Annotated in this window: 1 pseudogene; it reads left to right on the plus strand. The window is 64.0% G+C overall.

Going from position 1 to position 464, the window contains the following annotated elements:
- Nucleotides 1-464 (plus strand): annotated as a pseudogene (locus tag WFQ67_RS30215) (phospholipase); the annotation flags it as partial.

Below are 464 nucleotides of genomic sequence, written 5' to 3' on the forward strand. Positions count from 1 at the left end.
CCAGATCACCGGCCGTATCCTCAGGGACCTGCACCACAACTTCGCCACCGCCTGGGCCAAGGAAACCGGTGAAGACCTGCAACGTTCACGCAACGTGGACGCGGTCGCCGTGCAGCTCAAACCGCGTCCGGAATGCGGGACTCAACTGATGGCCCAGTTGCTGCGCACCCAGGCCCAAAGTGGGGTGCGCGATATCGAGGCGGGTTATCTGAAGGCGGTCAACAACGCCACCCAGTTCATCTACATCGAGAACCAGTACTTTCGCTGGCCGCCCCTGGCCGAAGCCATCACGCAGGCCGCGCAGGACCAGACCCGCGAAGGCCGCGACCCAGGCCTGCATGGCGCATTGCATCTGTTCGTGGTCACCAATGTCACGGACGACGGCATCGGCAAGGGCACCGTCAACACCCAGCGCATGCTGGAAAGCCTGGGGCGGGCCGACACCATTCCCGAGGTCACCAAGG

Origin of the sequence: Pseudomonas sp. USHLN015 (assembly GCF_037153275.1) — a bacterium.
Lineage (GTDB): Bacteria > Pseudomonadota > Gammaproteobacteria > Pseudomonadales > Pseudomonadaceae > Metapseudomonas > Metapseudomonas tohonis.